At 35.1% G+C, this 24279-nt stretch carries 21 protein-coding genes; 16 read left to right on the top strand and 5 right to left on the bottom strand.

All coding sequences use genetic code 11. The features are described 5' to 3' along the window. The first annotated feature begins 199 nt into the window (after window positions 1-199). The 8 genes from XJ32_RS08765 (at window position 200) to XJ32_RS08735 (ending at window position 8834) form a co-directional block, all read left to right on the top strand. Window positions 200-415 carry a PBECR2 nuclease fold domain-containing protein gene (locus XJ32_RS08765; RefSeq protein ID WP_254422335.1) on the top strand — a complete coding sequence of 72 codons (216 nt, stop codon included), beginning with the start codon at window positions 200-202 and terminating at the stop codon, window positions 413-415. Window positions 416-426: 11 nt separating this feature from the next. Further along, on the top strand, window positions 427-555 hold the full coding sequence (locus XJ32_RS13225) for a hypothetical protein (protein WP_302475931.1): 129 nt from the start codon (window positions 427-429) through the stop codon (window positions 553-555). 59 nt (window positions 556-614) lie between these two features. Then, window positions 615-845 carry a hypothetical protein gene (locus tag XJ32_RS08760; RefSeq protein ID WP_077389133.1) on the top strand — a complete coding sequence of 77 codons (231 nt, stop codon included), beginning with the start codon at window positions 615-617 and terminating at the stop codon, window positions 843-845. A gap of 11 nt (window positions 846-856) precedes the next feature. Continuing rightward, window positions 857-6553: a putative barnase/colicin E5 family endoribonuclease gene (locus XJ32_RS12970; RefSeq protein ID WP_254422334.1), complete on the top strand. Its 5697-nt coding sequence runs from the start codon at window positions 857-859 to the stop codon at window positions 6551-6553. A gap of 74 nt (window positions 6554-6627) precedes the next feature. Beyond that, the gene (locus tag XJ32_RS08750; protein ID WP_077389131.1) at window positions 6628-7035 is read left to right on the top strand and encodes a hypothetical protein; all 408 of its coding nucleotides are present in this window, start codon (window positions 6628-6630) and stop codon (window positions 7033-7035) included. Between the two features lie 81 nt (window positions 7036-7116). Then, window positions 7117-7581, top strand: coding sequence for a PKD domain-containing protein (locus XJ32_RS08745; RefSeq protein ID WP_254422333.1), 465 nt, complete (start codon window positions 7117-7119; stop codon window positions 7579-7581). 481 nt (window positions 7582-8062) lie between these two features. Continuing rightward, complete coding sequence (locus XJ32_RS08740; RefSeq protein WP_155761499.1) at window positions 8063-8410, top strand: hypothetical protein; 348 nt, start codon at window positions 8063-8065, stop codon at window positions 8408-8410. Further along, the gene (locus XJ32_RS08735; RefSeq protein ID WP_167619996.1) at window positions 8361-8834 is read left to right on the top strand and encodes a hypothetical protein; all 474 of its coding nucleotides are present in this window, start codon (window positions 8361-8363) and stop codon (window positions 8832-8834) included. Before XJ32_RS08740 ends, XJ32_RS08735 begins: the two co-directional genes overlap by 50 nt. 194 nt (window positions 8835-9028) lie before the next feature. Here the strand turns inward: XJ32_RS08735 and XJ32_RS08730 are convergent, their stop codons facing one another. From XJ32_RS08730 to XJ32_RS08715, 4 genes are all read right to left on the bottom strand, one after another. Beyond that, window positions 9029-10393: a tetratricopeptide repeat protein gene (locus tag XJ32_RS08730; protein WP_077389125.1), complete on the bottom strand. Its 1365-nt coding sequence runs from the start codon at window positions 10391-10393 to the stop codon at window positions 9029-9031. 27 nt (window positions 10394-10420) lie between these two features. After that, entirely contained in the window at window positions 10421-10840 is a 420-nt protein-coding gene (locus XJ32_RS08725; protein ID WP_005218166.1) for a YkgJ family cysteine cluster protein, read from the bottom strand. Between the two features lie 188 nt (window positions 10841-11028). Then, entirely contained in the window at window positions 11029-12384 is a 1356-nt protein-coding gene (locus XJ32_RS08720) for a UDP-N-acetylmuramoyl-L-alanyl-D-glutamate--2,6-diaminopimelate ligase (RefSeq protein WP_077389124.1), read from the bottom strand. Next, the gene (locus XJ32_RS08715) at window positions 12381-13025 is read right to left on the bottom strand and encodes a hypothetical protein (RefSeq protein WP_077389122.1); all 645 of its coding nucleotides are present in this window, start codon (window positions 13023-13025) and stop codon (window positions 12381-12383) included. The genes XJ32_RS08720 and XJ32_RS08715 overlap by 4 nt, the downstream gene beginning before the upstream one ends. A gap of 291 nt (window positions 13026-13316) precedes the next feature. On the opposite strand from XJ32_RS08715, the gene XJ32_RS08710 reads away from it, so the two are divergent. The 8 genes from XJ32_RS08710 to XJ32_RS08675 all read left to right on the top strand — a co-directional run bounded on the left by XJ32_RS08710 (window position 13317) and on the right by XJ32_RS08675 (window position 22919). After that, complete coding sequence (locus XJ32_RS08710) at window positions 13317-14249, top strand: ribose-phosphate pyrophosphokinase (protein ID WP_005218173.1); 933 nt, start codon at window positions 13317-13319, stop codon at window positions 14247-14249. A gap of 14 nt (window positions 14250-14263) precedes the next feature. Further along, window positions 14264-15163, top strand: coding sequence for an LPP20 family lipoprotein (locus XJ32_RS08705; protein ID WP_077389120.1), 900 nt, complete (start codon window positions 14264-14266; stop codon window positions 15161-15163). Between the two features lie 106 nt (window positions 15164-15269). Beyond that, entirely contained in the window at window positions 15270-15935 is a 666-nt protein-coding gene (locus XJ32_RS08700) for a Crp/Fnr family transcriptional regulator (protein WP_174566018.1), read from the top strand. Window positions 15936-15963: 28 nt separating this feature from the next. Further along, complete coding sequence (gene hsdR / locus XJ32_RS08695; RefSeq protein WP_077389118.1) at window positions 15964-18375, top strand: EcoAI/FtnUII family type I restriction enzme subunit R; 2412 nt, start codon at window positions 15964-15966, stop codon at window positions 18373-18375. Continuing rightward, the gene (locus tag XJ32_RS08690; RefSeq protein ID WP_077389116.1) at window positions 18375-19865 is read left to right on the top strand and encodes a class I SAM-dependent DNA methyltransferase; all 1491 of its coding nucleotides are present in this window, start codon (window positions 18375-18377) and stop codon (window positions 19863-19865) included. The genes hsdR and XJ32_RS08690 overlap by 1 nt, the downstream gene beginning before the upstream one ends. Window positions 19866-19874: 9 nt before the next feature. Next, window positions 19875-20159 carry a hypothetical protein gene (locus tag XJ32_RS08685; protein ID WP_077389114.1) on the top strand — a complete coding sequence of 95 codons (285 nt, stop codon included), beginning with the start codon at window positions 19875-19877 and terminating at the stop codon, window positions 20157-20159. Then, window positions 20149-20409, top strand: coding sequence for a type II toxin-antitoxin system RelE family toxin (locus tag XJ32_RS08680; RefSeq protein WP_077389112.1), 261 nt, complete (start codon window positions 20149-20151; stop codon window positions 20407-20409). Before XJ32_RS08685 ends, XJ32_RS08680 begins: the two co-directional genes overlap by 11 nt. Then, on the top strand, window positions 20406-22919 hold the full coding sequence (locus XJ32_RS08675; protein WP_077389110.1) for a restriction endonuclease subunit S: 2514 nt from the start codon (window positions 20406-20408) through the stop codon (window positions 22917-22919). Before XJ32_RS08680 ends, XJ32_RS08675 begins: the two co-directional genes overlap by 4 nt. 66 nt (window positions 22920-22985) lie before the next feature. Here the strand turns inward: XJ32_RS08675 and XJ32_RS08670 are convergent, their stop codons facing one another. Next, window positions 22986-24242 (bottom strand): cation diffusion facilitator family transporter, encoded by a 1257-nt coding sequence (locus XJ32_RS08670; protein WP_437339611.1) that lies wholly within the window; start codon window positions 24240-24242, stop codon window positions 22986-22988. Between the last annotated feature and the right edge of the window lie 37 nt (window positions 24243-24279).

Genomic DNA, 24279 nt, shown 5'->3' with positions numbered 1-24279 from the left:
CAGATTGTATTTTATGCAGTCGCTTTGTATAAGCTAATCGGTTAAGACTTCTGTTTTCAAACCCTTTTAAAAGAAAACGAAGGGGGGGGGGGGGTGATTAACTTATACAATGTTTGTATTCTATCATAAGTTTGAAAGGATTTGGTTATGGATGTGAATTTTGTTTTGATTGTGATTTTAGCGGCTTGGGTTGGTGTTAGTGAATATAGAAAAAGGTAGAGAAAAATATATACCACAAATAAAAGAGACTTTAGAGAAACCACAGATTGCAATACAAGATGAAAGCGAGTTTATTTTTGCTAAACAAATAAAGGATGATTTATACCTCACGAGTATAGGAAAAGATTTTGATACACATATAACTATTATTAGCAACTCACCAAAAAAACCGATAAAACAATACAAAATAAGCTAAAGAATGGAAAAGTGATACATGAAGCAAAAAATGCGGAAGCCTTACCGACAACTGGGGCATTCACAGAGACAAATCAAGTGCCGTTCTCTAAGGGCATTATACCACAAAGCACACAAATAAAGAATATAAAAAATAATTAGTCGAGCTTAAAAAATCCAAGTTAGCATACGAAAAACATTTAAAAAGCCTTGAAAGAAAATTGGATAATTTAACTAATCTTGAAGCAATATTAAAGAGCAATGATTATTCCTTAGAACAAGCTTTAAGAGTATCTAAAATAACACAAGGACTACAAGAAAAAGCTATCATAGAAAGTGAATCTTTCCTTAAAAAAGTTTTTGAACTAGATGAATTTGCAAAATGTGTAAAATCATTGCAGGGGACAAGTTATGCCTATAATACAGATAGTAACATAAAAATTATTTTATAATAATAGCAGAAATGACAGATTCTATCCCAGCATTTAAAAAAAATCTGCTAACCAAGCTAAAAACCCCGCAAGAAATAGTTAAACAAGCACGAAAAAGCGGAAAAAGTGTAGGTGAAACAAAGGAATTACTACAAAGACATAAAGAAATAGAATCTAAGCAAACTAACCAAAAAGACCCTATAACAAAACAACAACTAGACGAATTTCAAATATTACAAGAAGCACAAAGGGCTTATGACAAGCTAACAACAATAAAATATGCAAACAAAGATATACAAAAACTTAAAGAGAGTCTAGAACAAGCAATAAAGGCAAATGATAAAGAACTCATAAAAGATAAACACGCACAAATCATAAAGGAAGAAAAACGACTAGCAAAAATACAGCAAGAAGCAAACGAGGAATTACAAGAATTGAAAGAATTAGGAATCTCTTTAGAAAATCCGCTTAATCTAAAAACTACACCAATGCCAGATACAAAAAGGGCGGAAGTGAAAGCAATTTATGAAAAATATATGCCTACCATAGAATTTATAACTAAACAAATTGAGAATGCAAAAACACAAAAACAAAAAGATAAATTATATAAACAAAGAGCAGATATAACACACAAAGCCAATAATGAAATGAACGCATTTCTAAATGACTTTGACCAATTAAAACAAGTATTAATGAAGCAAAACCTATTCGCAGAAAAAGACGAAATAAAAGCACTTAAAGAAGCAGATTTTGACTTTGAAAATCCTTTTAGCTTTCATAATGTAGATAAAACTCGTTATAAGCAATCGTGGGGCAGTGTAGATACAAAAGAAAAAGAATACACAAGGAAACTCATACAAACAAGATTATTATTTGATAGATTTGACCCTGTTATAAGATGGAATATTAAAGGGAAAATATATAATATTGATTCTTTTAACAAAGGCATAAAAGATGATGAAATTTTGGCTTTACCGGGCGACCTTAAATCTATTAGAGAAGATATAGAGATTCTATATGATATTAAACCCATAAAAGAATTTGGCACAAACTATGCAGAACATTATCACAGCGGCGAGACTGCTATACAAAAACTCATAAATGAAGCACAAGCACATAAAGAAAGCGGAGCTAAGGGCGAGTATAAAGGACAAGTTGCAGGGGCATTTCATCGTAAAGAATTAGGGGATATTGATTTAGTTTGGGGAGAAGTAACAGGCAAAGGCAAAGAAGCTAAAGGCTGGGGACTTGCTAAGATTATTGAAAAGCATGGCGATGAGTTTGAGGACATGGCAAAAGAGCTGGATAAGATTATACAAGATGGGGAAGTAGTAAAAACGCATAATGGCTATAATATCACTTTGGGAGATTATAAAGTAGGCTTAAATATAGGTTGGAATGAAAATGGTGTAAAAATCGGTGAAAATAAATGGGTAGTAACTGCGTTTGATAATTCTAAATTGCAGAGTGAGAAGCAAGGTAGCAACTCTGCTTCTTTCACAAAAGGCGAGACTCTGCCTTTAAACTCTAACAACATTATACCACAAACAAAACCATACGAAGTAAATGAGAATGGCAGAAAATACATAGAAATCCCAGATGATGAACTAGCAGATTTTGAAAAGCCTATCAAAGAAGCCTTATTACTTGAGCCAAGACAACAAGAGCTATTAAAAAAAATCAATGCAGATTCCAAAGATATAGACAGCTATGCAGAATTTATGACAAATGAAAGAAAGATTATGAAAGGACATGAATTTACCTTTAATCAACAGCAAGAGGGATTAGCAGATAGATTTTTAAACATGGCAAATTCACTAGAAAACCCAAGAGATAGAAACCACTATGCAGAAAATATACTGGCAAATATGAAACATGATATAGAAGAGGTATATAAAAGCAATGCTACAGAGTTTCTAGCAAGGGAAGCAGAAAAGCCATTTTATAAGCAAATGGATAAAATACGAAAGGAAACAGGCGAGATAGTAGAAGCATTAAATAAAGAAAGAGACAGACTGCACGCAGAAAAAGAGACACAATTAAAAACACAACAAGAAACAGAGAAAGCCGCAGAGATTGAGAAAATTGCAAACTATGATTTAGAAACAGCATATAAAGAAAAAGCACATTTAGAAAAGATTATGCAAAGTAATCGCAATGATTACAGCCCTTATAGTTTTAGCCCCGCACATAATAGTGAATTTTTAGATAAGTTGGATTTAGTAGAACAAAGAATAAGGGATTTAAAAAATCAATTACCAAATAAAACCCCACAAGAAAATAAACCAAGCAAAGTAGAAGCCCTAAAAGATTTTATAGATAATGCAAGATTTCAAGTCGATTATGCAATAAAAGCTAAAGGGACAGATACAGCCTTGAAGCTTATACAACAAATGATAAAGGATACAAATAACACTTATGAAGCCAAGTTTTTATATCGTTTGAAAAATGAAATATCTAGTGTTAAGGAATTGCCAACAAAAAGCAATTTAGAAAAAGATTTAACACAGCAAGAGATAAAAGAAACCATAGATAAGTGGGATTTAACTAAGCCAAATGCAAATGATAAATTAATAATCTCAAAAGTAGAGCAAGATGAGCTAGAATTGCTTAAAAAAGACTTTGATTTTAAGGGTAATTATGCAGTAGTAAGAGAAATTGACGCCGAGCATTTAGCACACGCATTAAATCGCCATAGTGATGAAGCAGTAGAGACTTCACGCAATCAAATTCCTATTACAAAAGATGAAGTCCTAGACTATCAAAGCATAATCAAAACACACGATACACGAGAGGTAAGCGGAAATCATATTGTTTATAAAAAGCAAATTAACGGGCATTATGTCGCAGTGGAAGAAGTGCTAACAGGTAGAAATAAATTAAGATTTGTAACAATGTGGAAAAGTAGGGGAAATATCACGACCGCCCCTACGCCTTCCTCTAAGGGATACGACTTAGACCGAACTCTAAGCGGCAGTTATGACACCGACATTATACCACAACAAACACTAGAATCTACCATGCAAAAGTTTAATTACGATGAGAAAAAGGCAAAAGATTTACTAGAATGGCATAAAGATTCTAGCCCTTTAACAAAAGATGAAAATGGACTGCCTAAAGTGTTTTATCATGGCACAACACTAAGCAGTATGAAAAGATTGCATAATAAAGAACTTAAAAAACCTTTTGAAGTCTTTAATACTAAAGATAATTCAGTTTCTAATTTTAGCATAGGCAATTGGTTTTCCAATGATAAAAACCTTGCTAAAAACTATGCAGATGATGATGAAGGAAACTTTATATATGAAGTATTTTTAAATATCAAAAAGCCCTTTATTATGGAAAAAGAGCTTACACAAGAAAAAATAAAAGAGATTGATAAAATTTTTAAATTCACTAAAAAAGATAAAGAAAGGGGATTAAGGGCAATAGAAAATCTAAAACAAGCAAAAGCAGAGTTAAAAGAAAGCGGCTTTGAGTTTTTGCAATATGACAGAGAAAGCGTTAAGATAAGGCATATAGAAAGTGGTAAAGAGTTTAGCACACCGCTTTATAATCTAAAAAAGGAAAATTTGCATGAGAGCATAAGAGCTTACGAGGCAGATTTAAAACATAATCCTAATTTAGATGAGAGTTTGCAAGAGTTAAAAGAGCTTGATTCTCTCTTAAAAAAAGATTCGCCCACATTATATGAAGCTGGGTTTGAAAAAGAATTTTTTAAAAATGAAACCGAGCTTTATATCCTAGCCGCTGCAAGAGAGAATGAGAAATTACAGGAAGTAGTGGGCGGACACTATGGTGTATATGGCGGTTATGGAAGAATGTATCAAACAGCTAGAATCTATCCATTGCAACAATTTTATAAAAAAGCAGGATATGATGGTATATTGTTTAATGATAGAGAAATAGTAGCATTTGATTCTAACCAAATAAAACATATTGACAATAAAGGAAGCTATACAGATACAAAAGGCAATATCACTAAGACTAAACCAAAAAATAAAGAATCTACACATAAATATTTTAATGAAAATAGCCCTAATATTATGTATTCTAATCCACAACATTTAGGAGCTGGAGTCTTAAGTGGCAGTGTAGCAGGAATTGAAACTGATGAGAATGGAAACATTGTAGGATTTAATCCTGCTAAGTTTGCCGCTGGATTCTTAGGTGGGGCGGTAGGAAGTAAGGCGGTAGCAAAAGGCTTAGAATGGAGAGCAAACAAAGTAGCTAAGAGTTATCCAAATATAGCTAAAGACAATCCAGCTTTAATGAGTGAAATAGCTAAAAGAGATTTGCAAACTTATGCAATGACAAATACACATAATGCCTTAACACGCTTTTTAAATAACAATAAGCTTTTAGATGTAAATCCACAGCTATTCGCAGGGGAAAAGGCTTTAGTAAATGAAGCCTATGCACCACACAAAGCAAGGCTAGAGAGGGCAAAAGAGTTAGAATCTAGTGGGGCAGATGAAATAGAGATATGGGAAAAAACAGGCTGGTATAAAGACAAGGATAAAAAATGGAAGTTTGAGATAAGCCAAAGTGGCGGGGAGCTTGATTTTAGTGGGCTAGAGTTTTATACATTTTCTAGGGATAATCGTGTAAAATTATCTAGGATTTTAAAAGATGATGAGCTTTTTACAGCCTATCCAAGTCTTAAAAATTTAATTGTTAATTTTGATTATGGAATGAACGACTATAACTTAGGGTCGTATGCGAAATATACAAAAGAGATAACCTTAAATGCTAAACAATTAAGAGATAATCAAAGCAGATTATCTACACTCTACCACGAAATACAACACGCAATCCAAGATATAGAGGGCTTTGGTTTTGGCTATAAAGAAGCGGAAAATTTAACGGGAATATCGCAAGAAAGTGTAGAAAGATACGCAAAACAACACGGAGAAGTGGAAGCAAGGAATGTGCAAAATAGGCTTGATGATTCTTATATTGGGGACATTTATACAAAACAAAGCTTAAAAGATGAAATACAAAAACTTAAAGATGTGCGACTGAGTTTGCAAAAAAGCGACCCCGATTTAGCAGAAGTACTTGACAGGAGAATTAAGGAGTATGAGAAAAATTACAAAAATCTAGGAGAACACGACATTTACAATACAAGAAAACACCCTCACAAAACTATGGATACAAATATAAAAGACACTATCGCAGAAGCGACAATGCACGGCGAAGCGTTAAGCAAAGAGCTAGAATCTAGCTTTTTAGATTCTAGCGGGAAGATAGATTATAAGGCGTTGGAATCTTTTGCAATACCTTTACCTAAACAATTACGCTATAAGGATTTTATAATGCAGTTTAATAATAGTAAAAAAGCAACAATACAGACACCGATTAAAGAATTAGAGATAAATCCAAAATATGCGTTTTATCATTTAATGAAAAATGGAAAAATGGGTAATAAGAAACAAGACAGATTGACACTAAATGGAGGCATTTTAGAAACATTGCAAAAACCATTATTTATCACACAAGACACAAGGGGAAGCTATTATTTTTATAAACCTTTTAAAGATGAAAAGGGTTTAATCCATTTGGTTAGCGTAGAAGTAGATAAGAATAATAAATTGTTATATAAAACAAGTTATGAAGCAGATGATGATAGAATGGAAAAAATGATAAAAAAATATAAATTGCTCTATTTTGCAGGGGAAAAGCCAACCCAAAATACTCGTAAGAGGGCGGATAGCATACTATCATAGCAAGAATAACTTGCTGAACTTTTTTAAGCCACCAATAGAGCCACGACATTATACCACAAAAAAAAGGATTTAACATGTTAGACACAAAAAATCTCACTCTAAAGAAATTCCAAGAGAATTTCGACTTTATAGAAGCTAAGATGAAAGATGGTCAAATATATAAAGACGCATTAGATAGCTTTGTAAAATATATGCCAAGCTATGCTTTTACAGACGACCAAAAAGCTTTAGCTTATAGTGATTTTATGGCTAAAACATTTTTAGGAGTATTTCAAAGTGCAGTCCAAACCGCATTAACCATAGACCAAAACGAAGTGGCTACAAGAGACGCACAAAATCAAAGTGCATTAGGCATACTAGGCAAAATAACAATAAAAGAAAAAAGAAGTAGTATGCTATCAAATCAAGTGAAAGAAAGCTTTTTTAAGATACAAGCAAGTAAAATGCAAACAGCTCAACTTCAAGCTCAAGCCAAATATTAACATGAAAGAGAAGATAAAATCAAGGCAGAAGTATTACATAAAAGTGCCAATGATAACGCACAGATAAATAAAGCAAATTGTATGGTAAGTTATCAAAATGTCCTATCAAATGCAAATAAACCAGACTTGCTTAAAAGCTATGATATGCAGCAAACTACCGTAAATGCACTTAAAGCAATAGGTGAAGCTCCAATCAGTGATTATACAGATGAGTGGAAAAAGGTGCAAATACCTGACTACAATACAGACTTTGATACTACTATTTTAGAGATATATGCTACTAAAAGCGTGATAGCTATTGATGAAGTGATAGGATTTCATATTGTTACTTCCATAGAGTTAGTAGAAGTTGAATGGGATTTTGGTGATGGCGAAGTGAGTAATCAAAAGGATAATATACTAAAGTCTTTTAATAAAGAAGGCTCGTATAATGTAAGATTAAAAGCTTTAGTAGAAGTTGAGAATAAAGATTATGTCAATGATAAGAGTCAAGATAAATTTGTGATGAAAGAATACTTTAGGGATTTAGAGATATTGGTGTGTTAAGGGTTTAGTTTTGCATTGATGCCTGAGTGTTAGTTTGTGTTGTGGAATCTTGTTTTATATGTTTTTGTTAGTTTCTTGTTGTTTTATGTTTCTATTTGTATTCTTTCTTTTAAAGCTCTGTTTGCGTTTCTTTGTGCTTTGTGAGAAGTGGGGGGGGGGGGGTCATGTTGTTTGTGGCTAGTTTCTATCGTGCTTAACACATTAGACTTATGTTACATGTTGACCTTTTTAATGCTTTTAGAATCTTATATTGTTTTATGCATTGTCTAGGTGTTAGGTTTTGTATTTTTACCATTTTACACCTTATAATCCTGCCACACACATAAGGAGCAGAAACTGGATTTCTACATTTTATTATTTCTATACAAATACACACTTCTATTGCTTATACATTATTCATAATCTCTAAAATACCCTTGAATTGTTTTTTTTGTGGAATCCATCGCGTTTTATCATGCAAGATAAAGCTAAATGTTTTTTCATGGGAGAAGTTAATATGGGTTTTAGGAAAAAGATTTCACCTGGTGTTATAAGTGCGGTATGTGTGTTTGCTTTTGTAGCATGTGGTGATAGTAAAGGCACACCAAAGTGTGATGACAAGGAAGTGCAAAAAGAACTTGGCATGAAGTTTGTAAAAATATTCGGTATGGGATCAGATATGTCTAAAGATATAGACAAAAAGGATGTAGAAAAGTTTGTAAAAAGTATCGAGTTTCAAAATACTATTACAGAAAAATTTGATGAAGCGCAAAAAAGCTACTTGCAAGACAAAAATACAAATGGATCTCAATGCAGTAGAAGATTTTATGTATCTAACAATGGGGTATAGTGAAGAATTTACAGATGGTATTGTTTTAAAGCCGGGTGAAAGACTAACAAAAGATAATATCGAACAAATAACGATGAAAACACTTGACGAGCAAATAAAACAAATGGATAAAGAATATAAGGAAGGAATGAAACAGAGGGATAAAGAACACAATGAAAAAATGAAAGCAAAGAGTGGTGAAATGGATGAGATGGATAAGACTATGGAAGAGGAATGGCATAAGGCTATAGAAGAGGGACTATATAAAGCAATGAAAAAAGAGCAAGAAGAGGGGAGAAAAAAGGTGAAAGCACAGGTACAAGAAATGAAAAAGTCTTTAGATAATTTAATTGGTGAGTTGGTGGATAGTATGGAAAAAGAAGAGTTAAAATACACTGCCCAAAGAACAGATGATGGGAAACTCATAGTAGAACCACTGGACTAAAATGATGAGTAAAAACATATTCTAACTTTTTAAGATTCTCTTATTTAGAATCTTAACCAATTTTATCCCTCCAAAAAATCTACACCCAACTCAAAGTGGTGCAAAATCTATATCATCACACATTTAAAGATCCTTAATAAAATCTTATAGCTTCAATGCGCATGTTTTACGCAATATAGCCCAACATGTCATATTTAACGACATTCTCTAATCGCCTTGCTATGCTCTATAAGCTCTGGTATATCCTGCAACTTATCTGGTGAGATGAGTTCAAATGTCTCTTTAGCCTGTTTGCAGTCCCCTTTTTTATAGAATCCCCAAGCTAAACTATCCAAATATTCAATAGATGTTGGCTCGATAGCAAGGGCTTTGCTTACATATTGCATACCTTCATCAATATTAAAATCATGGATAATCATCAAATATCCCAAAAAATTATAAAAAAATGCGTCATTTTTGCTGAGATTCTCTTTTGCCTCTTTTAGCTCTTCTGTGCGTTTTGTAAGCATGTCTTTAAGCGTATTGATGATTGGTTTTAGAGTTTGTTTATTTTTCGATTCTATCGCCTCATATTCATATACCGCACTAAGCCCTAATAATTCTGCTTTTTTTGTCTGTGCGTATAGCTTACTTGCTATTTTAGAAGCACTCTTAAAATCCCCATATTCTGCATAAACTTGCATAAGCATTTCTTCGCCATCATTGCCAAGCAAAGATTCATTTTCTCGCAATAGTTTTATTGCCTCATCATAATGCTTTAATTGCACTAGAATTGCTACAAGCATACGCACATTTTCTAAGCTTTTATCATCATGGAATCTTTTTGCAAGATTCTCTTGTAGCATATCAAGTTTATTAGCCTTTGCATAGATGGGAAAAAATGTCTGTAAATTTAGGCTATATTCATTATCTGCGATATACATATTGAGATAATGTAAAGCATTATCTATCTCTTTAAGCTTTAAATAGATTGCTACAATTTGATTGAGTGCTTCTAGTCTTAGTTTTGTCCCAGAACTCATGGGATCATCATATACACTTATAAAATGCTTCACAGCCTTTTTAGGCATATTTTCTTGCAAATATAAATTACTCAAAACATAATGTGTATGCAAACTCGGATTTATAGCTATATTCTTTTCAAGCAAAATAATTGCTAGATTATATTGCTTTTTTCGTATGTGATCTTCTGCAATGATGAGATTTGTATCCACATCATCTAGATTTTTACTTAAAGTTTGATATTGCTTTGCTGCTTCCACTGCCAACTCAATGCTTCCAGCTTGACTTTTAGCTAATGCGATTTGTTTTAAAAAATAAATATCTTTTGTTTGCTTATAAAGCCTATCGTATATATCAGCAGCTTCTAAAAAAAGTTCTTGATTCATGAAGTCAGCGGCTTTTAGCATGAGAAAATCAGCGCCAACATCTGTATTATATGTCTGTGTGTTTTGTATATTTTGACCTAATTTTCTCGTAGTATCTGCACAACTTATATGCAACATTGCAACACATGCTAGGCTTATACGGCAAATTAATGCAAAAATATTTGTTTTCATAATCACTCCAACCTCATATATGCTGTGCTAAATAATAACACCTATACAACGGCTTACTAACTCATTTTTATCCTCTTTATACATGCTCCAAAAAGGAAAGGTTTGACATTGCTTTGGTCTAACTTCATAAATGGAGCATTTTAAACTTTTTTCATCAAAAAATACACAACTTATGCCTTTTTCTACATCATCGCATTTTTTTTCAATAAGAGAGAATCTTGTGCCTACTTTCTTAATATAACGCAAACAAAAATCCTCAAAAGGTATATTTAAAAAAGCACTAATTCTTTCTATCTCTGCAATACTTGCAAAAATATAACCACTCTCACCATAGCAACACTTCCCCCCACATTCACTACACTTTCCTGTGTTAAACGCAAAGTCAAAGCCATCTTTTTTTATTATGCTTTCTTGTGTATGTTTTTTAGAATCTACTTTATCTTGCATATTGTTTCTACTTGTTTTTTATTTTGATTGTGATTATTTGTAAATAAACTGCATTATTGTAGCAATTTATGCTTAATATATGAAATGATAATCTATCGATATATGACTTTAGAATCTAGAACAACCCTACTATAACTTTCACATTCTCACTAAAAATCATTACAATGTAAAAGTTTCTAAAATCAACCTTATTTATCTTTAAGTATCTCTTGCACGCATTCCTTATCGCTAAAATGTATTTCATTATCTCTAAATATCTGCACACTCTCATCGCCTTTGCCTAGCACAAGTAAAACCCAATCTTTTTGTAATTCTCTTAAAGCGAGTTTGATAGCTTCTTTTCTATCAAGGATAATTTGCATAGTAATAGCAGCATTACTTGATTTAATCTCATAAGAAGTGTTTTCTTTAATCTCTATATCTGTTTCATTAAGGCTTTTTGCAAACACACCTTTTGCTATCTCTTGTGCGATACTTAGCGGATTTTCACTTCTTGGATTATCATTTGTGATATAAATCTTTTTTGCATAGAATCTAGCACAAGCCCCCATTTTCTCACGCTTACTCTTATCTCTATCTCCACCAGCCCCAAACACAACGCTTATATTTTTTGTCTTAAAAGATTCAAAAACCTGCTTCATACCATCAGTTGTATGGGCAAAATCAATGATTACTAAAGGCGTTTTACTTACAATCTCCATGCGACCAGACACACCGCCAAAGTTTTTCACACACGCACAAATGCTTTGTATATCTTGCTTTGTGATAGCATGTATTGCAAGTGTTGCTGCCATGAGATTATAGAGATTGAAAAGACCAAAAAGACTAGATTCTATAACGCATTCTTGCATAGAATCTTTTTGCAATCGCAAACTCATCTGTGCGAAAATCCCATCTTGCAAACCATAGGCATTCACAAATAAATGCCCCTTAGATTCCACACCATAGGTAAGGACATGCGGATAAAAACGCATACTAGCACCACTTTTATCATCAAGATTAATAATCTTTATACACTCGCCACTTTGCAGGAACTGCATTTTAGTCTTAGCATAATCTTCCCAAGTCTTATGATAGTCTAAATGATCGCTTGTGATATTTGTGAGAATCTTAAGGCAGAACTCTAAACCATAGATTCTCTCCTGTTTAATCGCATGAGAGCTAACCTCCATGACAAAGAAATCGCAACCCATATTTGCCGCCATATCTATATCTTCATATAGCTCTAAAAGGCTGGGTGTCGTTAGCCCCTTTGGCTTTGTTCGTGTGTCATTGATAAACATACCACGAGTGCCAAGCAGGGCGACTTTATAACCCATATCAAGCAGCACAGAATATATAGCCGCTGCCGTTGTTGTTTTGCCATTTGTGCCTGTAATGCCAATTAGTTTAATATTTGTATTGAAATACTCTTTTAGCTCATCTCTTTCTAAAATGCGGATATTTTGCGGTAAAGATTCTATAAAATGTGCGTTTTGCGGGGTTTTAAGAAAGATAGAATCTTCTCTTAGCTTTCTTGTATCATCTGTAATGTGTGGTTTCATTTTGATACTTTTTGTTGTTTTTTAGCTTTATTTTTTTTGAGTTTATTATTTGCCGCTTCAATTAAGGGTATAAGCTCCATATCATATCGTGGCAATGAGTCGATATAATGCAGTAATGCTTCAACATAATCATTCTGCACGAGCAAGGATAAAAACTCATAAAAATCCCCTTTTTCTCCAAATACTAGCTTTGTGTTTATGGGTAATCCGCTGTAAATCTCTTTAAAATCCTTTGTCTTTAATAAGGCTTTAATATCTGCATAACTAATCGCATCATAGCTATCCATTGCCTCATTTTTACTTCTTTGCATAGCCTTTGAAAGCTTATGTGTTTTATTGTCAAAAGCTTCAATGAGAGAAAGTATCATGCGTTGAACTCTATGTTTATTTGAGCGTTTTTCAGCTGCGAGTATGCTTTGATAAAAATCATAAATGCCAATTGCCTCTTGTCCAAAATCCATACCCATATCAGCAAGATAAAGCCCGATTCTAGAATCTAAATCATGCATATCAAGCCAAAATGCACTCTCAAATAGGTAAAATGCGCCTTGAAAATTACCATTAAGCAATGCTTTAGCACCCTTTTTTTGCAAAAGCTTTTTTGTCATTATATTTGTTTGTTGTAATTGAATAGTCTGCATGATTATCCTTTTACCTTAGCCATTTGTCTTTGTGTAATTCATTTTATACATCGATTTATTCTAGCATAGTTTTATTAATTTGCAATCGTAATAGAAATTTGTTTCATATACTTCATTGCATAATTTGCATTAAAATATTGTCGAGACTAAAGAGAGTTTGATATCGCATAGTTTGTGGAGTCTAAAATATTTAGCAGAATATAAGCTTTACATATTGTATTCTCCAAAAAGTTTAGCTAAGATTTTAAATTAACAAATTATAATTGACACACATTTAAAAAAGGAATGGCTTTGAAGGGCTTTAAAATTTTTACAGGAAATGCACACCCAGAGTTTAGCAAAGAGTTAGCAACCCACCTTGACTGCTCACTATCAAAGGCTCTTTTAACGCGTTTTAGCGATGGCGAAATTAGCGTGCAAATCAGCGAATCTGTGCGTGGAAAAGATGTCTTTATCGTGCAACCAACCTGCTCTCCAACAAATGATAATCTTATGGAATTGCTTATAATGGCTGATGCATTTAAGCGTAGTAGTGCAAACTCTATTAATGCTGTGATTCCGTATTTTGGCTATGCAAGACAGGATAGAAAAGCAGCCCCGCGAGTGCCAATTACTGCAAAGCTTGTGGCGAACTTAATACAGAGTGCGGGTATAAATCGTGTTATCACTATGGATTTACATGCCGGACAGATTCAAGGCTTTTTTGATATTCCAGTGGATAATCTCTATGGGGCGATTATATTTAGAGATTACATACGACATAAGAAAGAGTTGAAAAATCCAATCATTGCAAGCCCGGATATTGGCGGTGTAGCACGGGCTAGATATTTTGCAAATCAGTTGGGACTAGATTTAGTTATCGTTGATAAAAGAAGAGAGAAAGCAAATGAAAGCGAGGTGATGAATATCATCGGCGATGTAGCAAATAAAGATGTCATTTTGCTAGATGATATGATTGATACCGCTGGGACGATGTGTAAAGCAGCCAAAGCATTAAAAGATAGGGGTGCAGCGAGTGTCATGGCGGTTGGCACACACCCGGTTTTAAGTGGTGGTGCGTATGATAGAATCAATGAAAGTGTGCTAGATGAAGTGGTATTAAGCAATTCTATCCCATTACAGCAGACAAGTCCAAAGATTAAGATTCTATCTGTCGCACCGCTTTTTGCTGAGGTCGTGCGTAGGATTTATCACAATGAAAGTGTAAATTCTTTATTTATTTAAAAAGTGGAGGCAATATGCAAAAATATTTGCGATCCCTTTGCATTTTCATCTACACTTTGATATGTATCATGCTATTTGGTTTGCATGGTTGTAGTCATGCAAAAGATACAAGCTTTCATAAGGATAAAACAAACAAAGACTATATCTATGGTGAAGGCTCTGGTCCTAACTTTGATATTGCAAAGCAGAATGCCTTGCAAGATCTTGCGACAAATTTGCAAGTAAGTATTAAATACTCAACACAACAAAATATAAATCAAAAAAATGATACATTACAAACAAGCGGTATGACTAACACATTTTTAGAATCTAAGATTAAGGATATACCATCAGTAGAAGTTGAAAAGACAACAAAGCAAGGCAATAAAGTGAATGTGCGTGTGAGAGTAAGCAGAGAAATATTGGAAGGCTCTATTGCAAATCGCATAACCCAAGCACAAAGCGAACTATCTACCTTGCTTAAAACTTGCAATCAAGTCTCTTTCTCACAATATAAAAAGTTTAAAGAAATATTACACGCATTAAAAGAAGATATTGTGCTTTATCAAGCTCTAACAAAAAATATGAGTTATGGAAATATTATGCTTTTAGAATTTCAAAATAGCATTTCAACACTTCCTAACTACGCTTTACACTGGGAGCTAGATAGTTTGCATAGCCATAAACAAGAAGCACAAGCTATCTTTGCAGCTGAATTAAGCAAATTCATCAAAATTGACCCAAAAGCCAAACAAACACTACATATAAAAGTAAGCAATAATAATCCATTGCAATTTTTACTAGAATTTTATGATTGCAAAAATAACCTAGAAAGCACGATACAAATTAACACTCATGCAAATCAGCATGACATACTACAAGGTTCAAAAAAATCCCGTTTTGGTGCAATAGTGTATAAAGCGATTGATGAGTAGTATTGCTAAAATTCGCATAAAACTTAAGCTTTCATATAAATTCCACAAACCCCAACACTAACCTTTTTAAGTTATAATTCAAGCGATTTTATCACAAAAGGAAAATATGCAACCACTATCTAAAGACACCTTAACGCAGATAAATACCACAATATGTGGCGATGAGAGAAGCCTTGAAGTGCTGCAAAATAAGGGCATTGTAAAAGCCTACACAAAGGGATATAGAATCTACCCTGATAGCGATGAGTTGCTAGGCTTTTTGTATGTTTTAAGCGGGAAAGTTCGCTTTTTTAGCGTATCAAGCAATGCTAAGGAAATCACCATTTTTACCATCGCTACAAATGAATGCTGTATCATCTCTACAAGCTGTATTTTATCAAACATTAAGGCTGATGTGGTGCTTGAGTTTATGGCAGATTCTAGCGTGTTTATCCTACCAAATAAGATTTTTGAGACACTCACACAGAGTAATGAATCTATTATGCGTTTTAATCTCTCTTTAGTCTCTAAACGCCTAAAACAAGCCTTTGACACCATTAATGATGTAACCTTTAAAAGTCTCAAAAATCGCATAATAAAGTTTCTGCTAAGTAACGCTAAAAATAACCGCGTAGAAGCAAGTCAAGAAAGCATAGCAAACAATATCGGCAGTGCCAGAGAGGCAGTTACAAGAGTGATAAAAGAGCTAAAAACACAAGGGCTAATTGAGACAAATCGCAATGAGATTGTGCTTAAAGCTGGGCTGTATGAGCTAGGCGAGGCAGAATGCTAGATAAGAATCTTAGACAAAGGGGCAAATAATGGATAATGTAATACTTAGCGAAGAAGACACCAAAAAGCGTTATATTGAACCTGCTTTAAGCAAAGTGGGCTGGGATTTTGAATCCATTAAAATGGAATATGGAGTAAAAGCTAAAGATTATGAATTTAGCGAGGGCAAAATTGACATCAAAACAGGCAAAAGAGATAAAAGCACTATAAAAAAGGCTGATTATGTGCTTTTTCACAATGGAATCGCCCTTGCAGTGTTAGAAGCAAAAGCCTATAAATACGAAGATAGTGAGGGGATAGAACAAGCAAAAGACTATGCCAAAGCACTTAAAGCCCCCTTTGCCTTTTCTAGTAGTGGCAAGGGCTTTGTAAAATACACGCTTACAAAAGATTTTAAGGGAGTAGAAAAAGAGAATTTATCCCTTAATGCCTTCCCAAGCCCAAGGGAGCTGTATGAAGCCTACAAAAAGTGGCAAAATCTCACAAATGATAATCTTTTACAAACGCATTGTGATTTAAGCCAAACAACACCGCGTTATTATCAAAACAACGCCATAAACGCCGCCCTAATCGCCGCACAAAAAGGACAAAACAGAATCTTACTCGTCCTTGCCACAGGCACGGGCAAAACTCTCATCGCTTATCAAATCGCCCACCGCCTTTTTAATCAAACCCTGCCAAATGGCAAAAAGATAGAGAAAATTCTCTATCTAGCTGATAGAAATGAGCTTATAAACACCGACACCACAAGGACTTTTAAAAGCTTTACCAAAGGCATTTATAAGATAGAAAATCGCGATTTTAAAAGCGGATATAGTTTGTATTTTGGAATCTATCAGCAATTTATCAGCGGTAGCGAAGAAAATAATGATAAAGTAGAGCATTATAAAGCCTTAAGCAAAGACTTTTTTGACCTTATTTTTATCGATGAGTGCCACAGGGGCAGCGCTAGGGCGGATTCTACTTGGCGTGAGATTTTGGAGTATTTTAACTCCGCACTGCAAATTGGTATGACTGCCACGCCTAAATATAATAAAGAGCAAAGAGAGAGCCAAGAAGCAGGCGAGTTAGAAAAAAGAGATGATGATAATATAGACTATTTTGGCGAGCCGGTGTATCAATACAGCTTAAAACAAGGCATAGATGATGGCTATTTAGCCCCTTTTTCTGTGGTAGAAAATTTGTCAAATATAGAAATGCAAGGCTACACACCAGAACTAGGTAAGCGTGATGAAGAGGGCAGAGAAATCCCGCAAGAAACTTTTAACTCCCCAGATTTTAACCGCACAATTTATCTCAAACCTCAAATCCGCTTCGTTGCCAAAGAAGTGAGCAAATTTTTGCACCACACTCTAAAAAATCCTTACGCTAAAACTATCATTTTCTGCGAAGACCAACGCCACGCACAATTGATGAAAGATGCCCTGCAAGACTGCGATGAAAACAAACAAGAAATGGCAAAAGATTCTAACTACATCACACGCATAACAAGCGATGATGATAAGGGCAAAGCCCTGCTAGATAATTTTAAAAGCGTAAGCAAACGCTATCCAGTCATCGCCACAACCTCCCAGCTTTTAAGCACAGGGGTAGATACGCAAATGGTGCAAGTCATAGTCATTGATAAAATCGTGCGTGATAAAAGCCTATTTAAGCAAATGATAGGGCGAGGCACAAGGCTTAATGAAGTCTTAGAATCTAGGGGCAAAACGCATTTTTATGTGCTAGATTTTAAAGGCATTGCAAAAGAGTTTTTAAACGACCCAGATTTTGATGGTGAGATAGAGTTTATCGGCACAGATGAGGTAAGAGAGCGAGAGAAAAAGCCAAAGCCACCAATCATAAAAGAACCACCAGAACCACCGATAAAGCACACCATAGACGGCGAAGAAATACAAGTCTATATGCAAGATAAATCTGTCATCATCTTACGCAATGTTAATGGCGTTTTGACACCTATCACACAAAGCCTAGAATCTTTTAGCGGTGAAAAGCTTCAAAACACTAAAGCTTTTGAATCTTACCTTGACACCCTACGCACAGGTGATAAAGCCACGCGTGAAGAGCTTTTAAACAAGCTTGAAGAAAAGGGTATTTTTATCCAAGAGTTAGGGCAAATGGATAAATTTCAAAACTGCGATGAATTTGACATTTTACTCTCCCTTGCTAAAGGCACACAAGCCCTAAGCCGCACACAAAGGGCAAAAAAAGCAAATAAATTCCTAGAATCTTTACAGCCAAAGGCTAGAGAGCTTTTAGAACTCTTACTTGAGAAATACGCACAAGGGGGCATTAACGAGCTAGATTCTAGTGTATTTGTCAATGAGCCTTTTGCTTCAAGGTATAATCTCGCCACAATCGCACAAATTTTTAAAGAATATGGCGGAGTGAATGCTATACTACAAAATCTTAAAAACGAACTTTATAAGGAGGTAAGCTAATGCTAAATATCAAAAAACTTCAAAACATTATGCGTCAAGACGCAGGAGTGAATGGCGATGCACAAAGAATGGAGCAAATCGCGTGGATTTTATTCCTAAAGCTTTATGATTATTATGAAAAAGAATGGACTGCCCTAAATGAGATGAATGGCACGGAGTATCACTCTATAATCCCAGAGCATTTGCGTTGGGAGTCTTGGGCAGTGGGTGAAAAGTCCCCCACAGGCGAACCCTTACTCACATTTATCAATAATGATCTTTTCCCTACGCTAAAAGCCCTAAATATCACAGAATCCACTCCGTTAAATCAATCCATCGTGCGAAAAGTTTTTGAAGATTTAAACAACTATATGAAAGATGGCTATCTTTTACGCGAAGTGATAGATGAGATAGAATCTAGCCTTAAGATTCACAATAGACAAGATTTTAAAGAGCTTTGCAAAGTCTATGAAAGCTTTTTAAAAACCTTGCAAAGTGCAGGAAATGCCGGCGAGTTTTACACACCGCGCGCCGTTACGGAATTTATGGTAGAAATGCTTAGTCCAAAGCTAGGTGAGAGTGTGGCGGACTTAGCTTGTGGGACAGGGGGCTTTCTCATTTCAGCGGCACATTTTTTAGAAAAGCAAGTAAATCTTACAAATGATAGAAAAGTTTTTGAAACAAGCTTTTATGGTGTAGAGAAAAAGTCCTTGCCCTTTTTGCTTTGTGCGACAAATTTACTCATTAATGGCATAGAAAATCCAAACCTAAAGCACGGCAATGCCTTTGAATTTAGTAATTTTGAAGACTTTGATATAAATCTTACAAAATACCCCAAATTTGACATTATTTTAATGAATCCCCCTTATGGTGGTAATGAGCGTGGTGATGATATTAAACACTTCCCCCAAGAATACAAAAGCAGTGAAACAGCAGATTTATTTATGGCACTCATTTTGCACAGACTATCTTTCAAGGGTAAGGGTGCAGTCGTGCTACCTGATGGCTTTTTATTTGGTGCTGATAATGCAAAAATTAATCTCAAAAGAAAGCTTTTAAGCGATTTTAATCTCTATCTTATTTTGCGTTTGCCTAAAAGCGTTTTCGCCCCTTATACGAGCATTCCCACAAATTTACTTTTTTTCAATGCCGACCCACAAGGCACACAGCACACCCACTTCTACCGCCTTGATATGCCAGAGGGTATAAAATCCTTTGGCAAAACGAAGCAAATGAGCCTAGAGCATTTTGAGCCATTTTTGCAGTGGTGGGAAAGTGATAGACACAGCTTACAAGATGAAAGCGGGAATTTCAAAGCAAAATCCTACACCAAAGAAGAACTTGAATCTAGGAATTACAACTTTGATTTATGCGGCTATGTAAGCGAAGAAGAAGAGATTCTAGAGCCTTTAGAGCTTATGGAGCAAATCAAAACCGAGAGAGATAAGCTAAACGCCACGCTAGATTCCATAATGAAGCAAATTTCTACTATAATTAAAGAAAACGAATAAGGAGAAACTATGCTACTAGAAGTGAGTATCGATAAACACAACAAAGACGCCATCATTTCAGCGATAAACCTTATCAAAGGCGTGGAGCTTGTAGAAGTGCTAACACAAGCAGATGACTATGATGACACCATTATGACAAAAGAGGATTATGAAGCGTGGGTAGAAGCGCGTAAAGACTTAGCAGAGGGCAAAACCATAAGCCACGAAGAGCTAAAAAGGCTTGTAAGCCAAGAGAATACCCAAGAGAATAAAGCGGTAAATACAACAGAGCAAGGCATACAAAATGCCCTATAACATAGAGTATCACAAGGATTTTATAAAGTTTTTAAAAAAGCACCAAGATATACAAGCCAAAGTTTTTGCAAGCTTTGAGACAATCGCGCAAAATCCTTATGAAGCGAAGCTAGATATTAAAAAACTGCAAGGCAGGGCAAACCATTACCGCCTAAGAATTAGCAAATACCGCTTTTTATACGAAGTGTTAGAAAGCGAGATTTTAATCTATGCTTATAAAGCAGACTCAAGAGGCGATATTTATAAATGAAAACAGATACCTTAAAAAAGTCCTTGCTAGACTATGCCATTAAAGGCAAACTTACCGCTAGATTCCGCCGAGAAAACGCAGGGCTTAACGCCTTTGATGAAATCAGCACTTACAACGATAATATAAAGCAAAAACGCAAAGATTTAGAAAAAGAGTTAAAAAAATGTGAAAAAGAATTAAAGCTTGAAAAAGACAAGGATAAAAAAGCCTTTTTTAAATCTCAAATTCAAAGCCTTAAAAAAGAAATTGTAAAATGCAAAGAAATCACGCCGCTATTTTGTCAAGAATCTAGATTTTTCGCTAACGCTCAAAATGACAAAAAGGCTTGTCATACCGCCTCCACTTGTCATACTGACCTTGAGTGTAGCGAAAGGGAAGTATCTAAAAACACAGAATCTCAACTTGTCATTTTGAGCGAATGCGAAAAATCTAATACAGAATCTAAAAGAGATTTTTCGCCTACGGCTCAAAATGACAATCCACACACCCCACCCTTTGAAATCCCTAGCACTTGGGCGTGGGTAAAACTCGGGGATATTTGTGAGATAGTGAGCGGAGGCACACCTTCAAGGGATAAAATAGAATATTGGCACAACGGCACAATCCCTTGGGTAAAAATAGCCGATGTAAAAAATAATGTTGTCAATCAAACGCAAGAATTTATCACGGAATTAGGACTTGAAAATTCATCGGCAAAAATTTTTAAAAAAGGCACTTTGCTTTATACGATATTTGCAACGCTTGGCGAAACTGCGATTTTAAATATAGATGCAGCGACAAATCAAGCCATAGCTGCCCTTATAGAAACCTACGACTACGATACTAAATTTTTAATGTATTGCTTAATGTCTATGAAAGATTATGTTAATAGTTTAGGCAGAGGCGTTGCACAAAATAATATTAATCAAACAATGTTAAAAAACTTCACTATCCCACTGCCGCCGTTAAAGGAACAGCAAGAAATCGTAAAAAAACTTGATTTGCTCGTTTCACTCGCAAATGATTTTGCTATAACTAAAGAGAATTTAAAGAGAATTGAAAAGAGAATTGAAAAGAGTTTGCTTAAACTTGCCCTAGAGGGCAGTTTAAGCAAACTTTATCGCAGAAGCTCCCCTACACTCTCCGCCTTTAATGAAATAGCCACTTACAACGATGAAATAAAGCAAAAACGCAAAAATTTAGAAAAGAAGCTTAAAACCCTAGAATCTACACTCAAAAAAGTAGAAAAAAAAGATTTTTCGCCTGTTTCACAGGCTCAAAATGACAAAAACGCTACTTACCATACCGCCTCCACTTGTCATACTGACTCCCCTTGTCATACTGACCTTGAGCAAAGCGAAAGGGAAGTATCTAAAAACACAGAATCCACAAAAGAACTAAAGCAGAATCTAAAATCCCAAATCCAAATGCTAAAAAAAGAACTTACAAAATGCAAAGAAATCACGCCGTTATTTTGTCATACCGCCTCCACTTGTCATACTGACCTTGAGCAAAGCGAAAGGGAAGTATCTCAAAACGACAAGCAATCCAGCATTGCCCTAAGCCACAATCAACTGAGCTTAGCCAAATATCCAGCCTATGTTTATATGATGAGTAATGCCACCAACTCCACGCTTTATATAGGTGTTACAAGTAATTTGCAAAAACGCATTTACGCACATAAAAACAAACTCATAAAAGGTTTTACAGAAAAATACAACTGCACAAAATTGGTGTATTTTGAAGCCTTTGAAAACATCAACAATGCCATTGAACGAGAAAAATATCTCAAGGGCAAAAAGAGAGCATTTAAAAATGCACTTATAGAATCTATAAATCCGCAATATGAAGATATGAATGCGTATATTGGTTTGGATTTTTCGCCTGTTTCACAGGCTCAAAATGACAAAAACGCCACTTACCCTACTGACTCCACTCGTCATACTGACCTTGAGCAAAGCGAAAGGGAAGTATCTACAAGCCACCAAACCCCACCCTTTGAAATCCCAAATTCTTGGGCGTGGGTCAAACTTGGGGATATTTGTGAGATAAATCCTAAAAATGATATAAGTGATAATGTAGAAATATCCTTTATCCCTATGGCACTTATAGCCGATAGCTGTCAAAACACCTTTACTTACGAGCTAAAATTATGGAAAGAAGTTAAAGGCGGTTTTACGCACTTGTGTGATAATAGTGTAGCGTTTGCAAAAATATCGCCTTGTTTTGAAAATGGCAAATCTTTCGTTGTAAAAAATCTTAAAAATGGCTATGGTGCTGGGACAACGGAACTTATCGTTCTTCTTCCCTATAACCCATTATTGAAAGAATATGTTTTTTATTGTGTAAATTCTGCCTTTTTTGTCAATCAAGCGTTAAAAACTTTTAAAGGCACAGCAGGACAACAACGATTAAATATGGACTTTGTGGAAAACTTCACTATCCCCCTGCCGCCACTACAAGAGCAAGAATATATCACTCAAACTTTAGACACCCTTTTCACACTCAAAAAGGGCTTAAGGGTAGAGTAGATTCTAGCTTTCCGTTGTGATTTAGGCTTGAATCTCACATTTGAAATTGCATAAATATAAGCTATCCTACAACCACTTCGCATTCCCTGTAAAGCTTACAGATAGCCAAATCTTATAGCTTGGAATATCAAGGGATTTTTCAATCCTATCACGCACAGAATCAAACTCCGCTACCGAGCTAATCTTGCAATTTTTATCTATTAAGATATTCACTTCCACCATATAGAATCGCCCCGATTTCGCCACGTGCGTATCATAATCGCTAAAGCCAAAATCTTTACTCAAAGATTCCATAATTTGCGTGATTTTAGAATCAATCTCACTTGGGGCGACCATAATCAAATCTTTAAAATTCGCAATAGCTATGCGGATAGGCGAGACACACAGCATTAACGATAGCACCGCCAACAGCAAGGGATCAACATACATCGCTAAAGCACTCTTAGGACTAAGCATAAAATAAATCACACCAAACGCACTCAACGCACCCAAATACAGCACGCAGTCAATCTTCCACTCCGTATTATCCACTTTAATCAAATCAGATTCTAAAAGACGCGTATAAAACAGCGTATAAACAAACAAAATCGCACAAAACACAAACGCACACAGACTATACGACACCGCCCCGCCAAGCTCCACTGCATAGCCGCCGTGAATGATACTCTGCAAAGCGTTTATAAAAGCATACACGCACACAAAGACTAGCACAAGGGATTTAAAGAGATTTACCATCGGCTCAAAGCGGACATAGCCGTATTGAAAAATATCATCATCTTCTTTATAAATGTAGCGAGAAGTAATCACGCTTAATGCCCCAAGCCCCACGCTAATGAGAGCTACAAAGCCATCAAAAATCACCGCCATAGATTTGACAAAGATTCCAAAGCTAATGCCAAAAATCGCTAGGATTAATGCGCTATACATTGAGACTTTAAGGACAAATTGCTCTTTTTGTGCCGCTTTTTTAGAATCTGTCTTAAGGGCGTGTTTTAAGGCTAGAATCTGTGCTTTATGCTTGTCTTGATTCTGTGTTGCGGGGTGTTTAGATTCTGTGTGGTTAGAATCCATAGGGGTAGATTGAGTGGTTTTTGTAGCGGTGGATTCTATGTGATTAGAATCATTCATAAAGCTAGAATCTAAGCTAGATTCTATGGAATTTATGGGGTTAGGTTGTGCTGTGTTAGATTCTAAAGGTTGCTTAGAATCTTGTGCTTGTTGTGTTGGGTGTGATTGCTTAGAATCTTCTTGCATAGTTTTAGATTTTCGCACACTTGTGCCATAAGAGCGGCGGTTGTGTGATGTATCTTGCTGTGTAGTCATTATGTAGCCTTTTAGATTCTGTATTTATGTAGTTTTA

It is taken from the genome of Helicobacter bilis (assembly GCF_001999985.1).
Taxonomy (GTDB): domain Bacteria; phylum Campylobacterota; class Campylobacteria; order Campylobacterales; family Helicobacteraceae; genus Helicobacter_A; species Helicobacter_A rappini.
The sequence above is the reverse complement of the archived record's forward strand: the minus strand, read 5'-3'. Positions and strand labels throughout refer to the sequence as shown.

Excerpts from the sequence above, each read along its gene's own strand:
- XJ32_RS08745 (WP_254422333.1), top strand. The coding sequence starts at position 7,117 with ATGGTAAGTTATCAAAATGTCCTATCAAATGCAAATAAACCAGACTTG.
- XJ32_RS08715 (WP_077389122.1), bottom strand. The coding sequence starts at position 13,025 with ATGCAGACTATTCAATTACAACAAACAAATATAATGACAAAAAAGCTT.
- XJ32_RS12970 (WP_254422334.1), top strand. The coding sequence starts at position 857 with ATGACAGATTCTATCCCAGCATTTAAAAAAAATCTGCTAACCAAGCTA.
- XJ32_RS08735 (WP_167619996.1), top strand. The coding sequence starts at position 8,361 with ATGGATCTCAATGCAGTAGAAGATTTTATGTATCTAACAATGGGGTAT.
- XJ32_RS08680 (WP_077389112.1), top strand. The coding sequence starts at position 20,149 with ATGCCCTATAACATAGAGTATCACAAGGATTTTATAAAGTTTTTAAAA.
- XJ32_RS08685 (WP_077389114.1), top strand. The coding sequence starts at position 19,875 with ATGCTACTAGAAGTGAGTATCGATAAACACAACAAAGACGCCATCATT.
- XJ32_RS08670 (WP_437339611.1), bottom strand. The coding sequence starts at position 24,242 with ATGACTACACAGCAAGATACATCACACAACCGCCGCTCTTATGGCACA.
- XJ32_RS08750 (WP_077389131.1), top strand. The coding sequence starts at position 6,628 with ATGTTAGACACAAAAAATCTCACTCTAAAGAAATTCCAAGAGAATTTC.
- XJ32_RS08730 (WP_077389125.1), bottom strand. The coding sequence starts at position 10,393 with ATGAAAACAAATATTTTTGCATTAATTTGCCGTATAAGCCTAGCATGT.
- XJ32_RS08725 (WP_005218166.1), bottom strand. The coding sequence starts at position 10,840 with ATGCAAGATAAAGTAGATTCTAAAAAACATACACAAGAAAGCATAATA.
- XJ32_RS08700 (WP_174566018.1), top strand. The coding sequence starts at position 15,270 with ATGCAACCACTATCTAAAGACACCTTAACGCAGATAAATACCACAATA.
- XJ32_RS08675 (WP_077389110.1), top strand. The coding sequence starts at position 20,406 with ATGAAAACAGATACCTTAAAAAAGTCCTTGCTAGACTATGCCATTAAA.
- XJ32_RS08690 (WP_077389116.1), top strand. The coding sequence starts at position 18,375 with ATGCTAAATATCAAAAAACTTCAAAACATTATGCGTCAAGACGCAGGA.
- XJ32_RS08720 (WP_077389124.1), bottom strand. The coding sequence starts at position 12,384 with ATGAAACCACACATTACAGATGATACAAGAAAGCTAAGAGAAGATTCT.
- hsdR (WP_077389118.1), top strand. The coding sequence starts at position 15,964 with ATGGATAATGTAATACTTAGCGAAGAAGACACCAAAAAGCGTTATATT.
- XJ32_RS08705 (WP_077389120.1), top strand. The coding sequence starts at position 14,264 with ATGCAAAAATATTTGCGATCCCTTTGCATTTTCATCTACACTTTGATA.
- XJ32_RS08740 (WP_155761499.1), top strand. The coding sequence starts at position 8,063 with ATGGGAGAAGTTAATATGGGTTTTAGGAAAAAGATTTCACCTGGTGTT.